Raw genomic sequence first — 6,748 nt, forward strand, 5'->3', positions numbered from 1 at the left:
GCCCGCCCTGCTCAGCCGTATTCGTGAGCGCAGCCAGATGCTGGAGCAGAGCATCACGCTGCTGCTGCAGCGGGGGCATCAGCGCCACCTGCAGCGCAACACCATGCTAAGCGGGCTGTGGCAGGCGCAGCTGCTGCTGAACCGGATCTCAGCGCTTGCGAGCGACGCCGCTTTTCTGCCGCTGCGCCAGCAGAGCGAGAGCCTGCTGGCGGTAGCGATCCGCTCTGCCGCGCCGCAGGCTGCGGTGCAGCAGCTCTCATCCATTCTTCCGGTCTGGTCAGCCCTGCCGCTGGAAGGCGTGCTGGCGCTGCAGCGGGCGCGCTTTGTCCATGCCCTCCGTGCGCTGGAGCCGGTCGCCGCCGGGCTTGAGGAGAGCGATACCGGCATCGCCTACGCGACCTACCGTATCAAGGCGCTGGTGGCGATGCTCAATGAGGATATCACCCGCTATGTACAGCAGGTGGCGCAGCAGAGCGATGCGCGCAGCGCCAGCACCCACCGTGAACTCAACTCGGTCATCGGTTTTATCGCGCTGTTTATGCTGCTGGCGCTGCTGATCACCGGTTACGCCGGCTACTACATCTACCGCAATCTCGGCTCCGGCCTTACCGCTATCGCCCGCGCGATGACGCAGCTGGCGCAGGGGGAGAAAGGCGTCAGCGTACCCGGCCAGACGCGGCGCGACGAACTGGGCGATCTGGCGCGGGCGTTTAACGTTTTTGCCCGCAACACCGCCTCACTGGCGCACACCTCTTCACTGCTGAAAGAGAAAAGCACCCAGCTGGAGTCAACCTTTCTCGCCATGCGCGACGGCTTTGCGCTGTTTGATAACAGCGGTCAGCTGGTGGTCTGGAACGCGCAGTATGCGCAGCTGCTCGGTATTGCGCCGCATGAGCTGCAGCGTGGCCTGCACTATCAGCAGCTGCTGGCACGGCTGGATCTGCAGCTGCTCAGCCTGCAGGATGCGCAGGAAGTGCGGCTGCCGGACGGGCGGACGCTGGAGCTGCGCTTCAGTCCGGTGCCGCGTCGCGGCATGGTCAACACCGTGCTGGAGCGCACCTCGCGAAAAGCGCTGGAGGAGGCGCTGCTGCACAGCCAGAAAATGAAAGCGGTGGGCCAGCTGACCGGCGGACTGGCGCACGATTTTAATAATCTGCTGGCGGTGATCATCGGCAGCCTGGCGCTCACCGCCGATCAGCTGCCGGCTGGCACGCTGGCAACCCGTATCGAACGTGCCCGCCAGGCGGCGGACCGCGCCGCGCAGCTCACCCAGCGACTGCTCGCGTTTTCCCGTAAACAGGCGCTCTATCCACGGGCGGTCGCGGTCGTGGATCTGGTAGAGGATCTGCATTCGCTGCTGCAGCACGCCCTGCTGCCCGGTCAGCAGCTGGTAACAGAAGCAGCACGCCCGGGCTGGCCGGCATGGATCGATGCCGGTCAGCTTGAAAATGCGCTGATGAACCTGGTGGTTAACGCGCGCGACGCGCTGCAGCAGCAGCCCGGTGAGATAGTGCTGCGCGTCTGGAACCAGCGCAAAGCGTCCGCGGCGGGTAAACGCGAGTGGGTCGTGGTGGAGGTGATCGATCGCGGCTGCGGCATGTCAGCGGAGGTGCGTCAGCAGGTGTTTGAACCCTTCTTCACCACCAAGCCCACCGGCAGCGGCAGCGGTCTGGGGCTATCGATGGTGTATGGCTTTGTGCGGCAGTCGGGCGGTGAAATTGCACTGGAGACCGCACCGGGCCAGGGTACCACGGTACGCCTGCTGCTGCCGCGCGCGGCGGAGGCGGTACAGCCGGTGGCGGCTCCTCCACCCGCGCAGCCCGGTGCGAGCCGCGATCGGCTGGTGCTGGTGCTGGATGATGAACCCGCCGTACGGCAGACGCTGTGTGACCATCTGCATCAGCTTGGCTATCTGACGCTGGAGTGCGCCGACGGTGCCAGCGCGCTGGCGCTGCTGCAGCAGACACCCGATATCGATCTGCTGATCAGCGATCTGATGCTGCCCGGTGCGCTCAACGGCGCCGATGTGATACGCCAGGCGCAGCAGCAGTGGCCGCAGCTCGCCACGCTGCTGGTCAGCGGGCAGGATCTGCGCCGGTCGCAGGTGACGTTACCGCTGTGTGAACGGCTGGCGAAGCCGTGGCAGCAGGCGCAGCTGGTTCAGGCGCTGGAGCGGGCCTGGCAGCGCAGCGCACGGCTTAACCGCGCGCGGCAGGCTGCTGCCACACCGCTTTCCCGCTGATAGCCTGCGCTCAGCACACCGCCACCCGGACAGTATGCGGCAGCGCCATGAGCGTTTCACCGCAGGTAAAAATGAGATCTGACCGCTGCCGGCAGGGATGCGGATGCTCACGCAGATAAGCGAGCACCGCCGGCGGCAGCTGCGGTGCAACCGCGCGCGTTTCACGCAGCCCGTCGCCGCTGAGACGCAGCGTCAGGCCGCCGTTCAGACCTGGCAGCTCAATAATCAGCGTGCGGTTATGCCCGGCGGCGGCCTGCCGGGCCATCAAAGTAGCAGGATCGGGATTCGCACGGGCGTGACTCAGGGCCAGCGAGGCGTTGCAGGCGGAGACAAGCGGCATGCCGGTACAAAAATGCAGCGTGCTGCGCAGCGCCGCACTGTCAATCTGCGGATCGAGCCACAGCGTATCTGCCCCCTCTTCCCGCGTCAGCAGCAGCGCGCTGGCAGCAGAGGAGAGTTCGCGCTGGCCTGGCATCAGCGGCAGCGACACGATAACGCCTGGCTCGCTCATCGCTTTGTGTACGCGACGGGACGCCTGCTGAGCATCCGCGACGGAATAATGAAAACTGGCCAGTAAAGTCATGGGTCCTCTCCGGATACCGGAATAAACAATAAATAGCCGGGCGCTTTCAGCGCCGTGTCCGGCTGCCCCGCCCGTTTTAATGAACGCTCAGGATGCGCGCAGCAGATGACAGTGCGGTGATGATGACGTGACGGCGCGATGAATCAGCCGCGGCCAATGAGCAGCTAACGCATCAGGATGATTAATAAGTGCATCTCGCGCCGTGCCGCTCTCCGCCAGGCACAAACCCGTCTTTCTGCTAACTTATTCAATACGGCCGCCTGTTTATATGAAGAAAAAATAATGAATTCAATCAAAACATCCCGTCAATTCCGGCACAGTTTTTTGCGTCAGGTGGTCGCGCCGCTGATCGCAATTCTGGTGCTGTCGTTTGCCGGGGCCGGTAGCGGACTTTACTGGGGGACATCCGTGACCAACAGTGAAGCGCGTGAGCAGCAGCAGCGGATGATTGCCGCCTCATTCGACCAGAGCCTCAGCGAGCATTTGCGCCAGCTGCGCAGCCTGACGCGCTGGTCGCCGCTCGCCAGCCACCTGACGCTGCGTGACGCCGACCGGGCGTGGCTGGATCAGAACGTCGGCAGCTGGCTTTATGAGATGTTTGCCCATCAGCTGATTCTGCTGCTGGACAGCAGGCAGCAGCCGGTTGCCGCCTGGCGCAACGGTGAGCCGGTCAGCCCACAGGCAGTCGGTCCGTGGCTGCGCGATCTGCTCGCCACGCCGCTGGTAGCCAGCGCGGCGGGCGCAGAAGATCGGGCCGATTTTGTGCGCATCGCCGGTCGCGCTGCTGCACTGGCCGTGGGTGAAATTAGCGCGCCTGACACGACAAACCGGTTTAGCCTGGTGAGCGTCGCGTTTCTTGACGACGGCTATCTGCGTCACCTTTCCGATCGCAGCCAGCTGGCGCAGCTGCACTTTAGCAACGCGCCGCCCACTGATAAGGAGATGGCTTTCTGGCCCCTCTCATCGCAGAGCGGCCAGCGGGTAGGCTATCTGAGCTGGCAGCCCGATAAGCCCGGCGCGCAGATGCTGCGCACGATCGTGCCCTCAACGCTGCTGTCGGTGCTGATTATCACCCTGCTCTGCCTGTTTATGGTACGGCGCATCTGGACCTCCTCGCTCAGCCTGTCGCAGTCGCTGGTCCGGCTGGGTGCCAGCGAGGCGCAGGCGCAGCACCTTGCGTTTCATGACGTGCTGACCGGCCTGCCCAACCGCGCGCTGGTGGAAGATCGCCTGACCCAGGCGCTGGCCGCGGCGCTGCGGCACGATCGCCGCGTGGCGCTGCTGCTGCTCGATCTTGATCGGTTTAAAAATATCAATGACACCTGGGGCCATCACGCCGGCGATGAACTGATCCGCGAAGTGGCGCGGCGCCTGAGCGAGATTGTGCGCACCAGCGATACCGTGGGACGCATCGGCGGCGATGAGTTTATTATCGTGATGCCGGATACGGAGACTATCGGCCAGGTGCATACGCTGGCGCAGCGCATTATCAGCGCGCTCAGCGCTCCTTATCATCTGCTGGGCAATGAGCTGTGGGTTGGCGTCAGTATCGGCCTGGCGCTGGCACCGAAAGATGGCGTGGACCGGCTGGAGCTGATGCGTAAGGCGGATATCGCGCTGTATGACGCCAAAAATCACGGGCGCGGTCAGTTTCGCCAGTTTGAGAAAGCGATGGATGAGTCGCTGCGTACCCGGCAGGAGCTGGCGGCAGAGCTGCGTCAGGCGCTGGTTAATTTTACCGGGCTGGCCGTCTGGTATCAGCCGCTGATGGAGATTAACGGTGAGCGCGTTGTCGGCGTTGAGGCGCTGCTGCGCTGGCACCATCCGACCCGTGGCGATATCTCACCGGCTGACTTTATCGCTATCGCCGAAGAGACCGGGCTGATCCTGCCGCTGGGCGAGTGGGTGCTGCGCGAAGCGTGTAAGACGTCGCTGAAGCTGCCGCAGGTGGTGGTGGCGGTGAACGTTTCACCGGTGCAGTTTCGCAGCAGCGGCTTTGTCTCCCGGCTGCTGGAGATTGTTGCGAGCGAAGGCGCCGATCCGCGGCGCCTGGAGCTGGAGATCACCGAAGGCGTGCTGATTGAGGATGAGCATGCGTCCCGCAGCTGTATCATTGCGCTGCGCGAAGCGGGCTTCCGTATCGCGCTGGATGATTTTGGCACCGGCTACTCCAGCCTTAACTATCTGAGCAGTTTCCCGGTCGATAAGATAAAAATCGACCGTTCTTTTACCCAGTCGCTCGGCGTGGCAGATAACTCAACCGCGATTATTGAATCCGTCGTTCGGCTGGGGCACGCCATGGGCCTGACCGTCACCGCCGAAGGCGTAGAAACCGAAGGACAGATGCACGCCCTCGCCAACGCCGGCTGTAACCAGCTGCAGGGCTATCTGTTCAGCCACGCCGTCCCGCTAACCGAGATTGAAAAAATGGTATAGGCAACGACAGGATAAAACCCCGTAGGGGCGCCATTTATGGCGCCCTGATAACAACCGGGCACGGCACATAAACGACGTTAGGTCCACATAAACGAATCCAGGGACGCATAAATGCGTCCCCTACCGGCACCGGAGATGCGTTATTTATCGCGCCCGAACACAACTTTGTAGGGGCGCCATTTATGGCGCCCTGGTAACAACCGGCACCGTTTTCTTTTTCGCGACATCTCGCATCGTTAACGTGGCTGACTCGCCTTTCTGCGCTGAAAAGAGAGAATAAAGGCGCAAGGAGGCACAATGCGAAACCGAAAAAATCCGCGCCTGACGCAATTTGATTATCGTACGCCCGGCGCTTATTTCGTTACCCTGGTCACCCGACAGCGTGCGCTGCTGCTGGGTGAGATCCTGTCCGGCAGTATGCACGCTTCGCCGTCCGGCCTTTGTGTTGCCGAAGAGTGGGAGCGCCTTTCTGCCCGTTATAACACGCTGGCAACCGATACATTTATTGTGATGCCCAATCACCTGCACGGCATCATCTGGCTTCAGCCGGGTAATATCTATTGCTTATCAGCCATTATTAATCACTTTAAAGCGGGTATTTCCCGCCAGCTCGGAACGCCTGTCTGGCAGCGTGGCTTTTATGACCGCGTTATCCGCTCGGAACAGGAGCTGTCTGCAGTTCGCCGTTATATTGCAGAGAATCCATTGAAGTGGGAGCTGGACCGGTTGTTTGTACGAGGAGAGACGAGACATTTAAAGGATGCGGGGGTGAATAGATGATGTCAGGGGCGCATAAACGACGCCAGGGACGCATTAATGCGTCCCCCACGGCGGCACCGGAGATGCGTTATTTATTGCGCCCGAACACAACTTTGTAGGGGCGCCATTTATGGCGCCCTGGCAACAATTGGACACGGTACATTAACGACGTCAGGGACGCATAAATGACGCCAGGGACGCATTAATGCGTCCCCTGCGAGCACCGGGGGATACGTTATTTATCGCCCCCGAACATAACCCCGCAGGGGCGCCATTTATGGCGCCCTGGTAATAAACCGGGCATAGCGCATAAACAACGCCAGGGACGCATTAATGCGTCCCCTACGGCGGCAACGGGGATGCGTTATTTATTGCGCCCGAACACAACTTTGTAGGGGCGCCATTTATGGCGCCCTGGCGACAGTCGGATACGGTGTATTGACGATGCCGGGGCACATAAACAATGCCAGGGACGCATTAATGCGTCCCCTGCGAGCACCGGGGGATACGTTATTTATCGCATCCGCACATAATCTGTAGGGGCGCCATTTATGGCGCCCTGGTAACAACCGGGCACGGCGCATAAACGACGCCAGGGACGCATTAATGCGTCCCCTACGGCGGCAACGGGGGATACGTTATTTATCGCATCCGCACATAATCTGTAGGGGCGCCATTTATGGCGCCCTGGTAACAACCGGGCACGGCGCATAAACGACGCCAGGGAC

At 61.8% G+C, this 6,748-nt stretch carries 4 protein-coding genes; 3 read left to right on the top strand and 1 reads right to left on the bottom strand.

The window, feature by feature from the left end; all coding sequences use genetic code 11:
• Positions 1-2,242 (top strand): ATP-binding protein (locus tag HA43_RS18090; RefSeq protein ID WP_128083830.1); only part of this gene is annotated, 2,242 nt, incomplete at its 5' end.
• A gap of 10 nt (positions 2,243-2,252) precedes the next feature.
• Here the strand turns inward: HA43_RS18090 and HA43_RS18095 are convergent.
• Positions 2,253-2,825 carry a phosphonate C-P lyase system protein PhnH gene (locus tag HA43_RS18095; protein ID WP_094112295.1) on the bottom strand — a complete coding sequence of 191 codons (573 nt, stop codon included), beginning with the start codon at positions 2,823-2,825 and terminating at the stop codon, positions 2,253-2,255.
• Between the two features lie 279 nt (positions 2,826-3,104).
• Between HA43_RS18095 and HA43_RS18100 the strand changes: the two genes are divergently transcribed.
• Together HA43_RS18100 and HA43_RS18105 are read left to right on the top strand one after the other, a co-directional pair.
• Positions 3,105-5,261: a putative bifunctional diguanylate cyclase/phosphodiesterase gene (locus HA43_RS18100; protein WP_094112297.1), complete on the top strand. Its 2,157-nt coding sequence runs from the start codon at positions 3,105-3,107 to the stop codon at positions 5,259-5,261.
• Positions 5,262-5,558: 297 nt separating this feature from the next.
• Entirely contained in the window at positions 5,559-6,041 is a 483-nt protein-coding gene (locus HA43_RS18105) for a transposase (RefSeq protein WP_094112296.1), read from the top strand.
• The last annotated feature ends 707 nt before the right edge of the window (positions 6,042-6,748 follow it).

The organism is Pantoea eucrina, assembly GCF_002095385.1.
Classification (GTDB): Bacteria; Pseudomonadota; Gammaproteobacteria; order Enterobacterales; family Enterobacteriaceae; genus Pantoea; species Pantoea eucrina.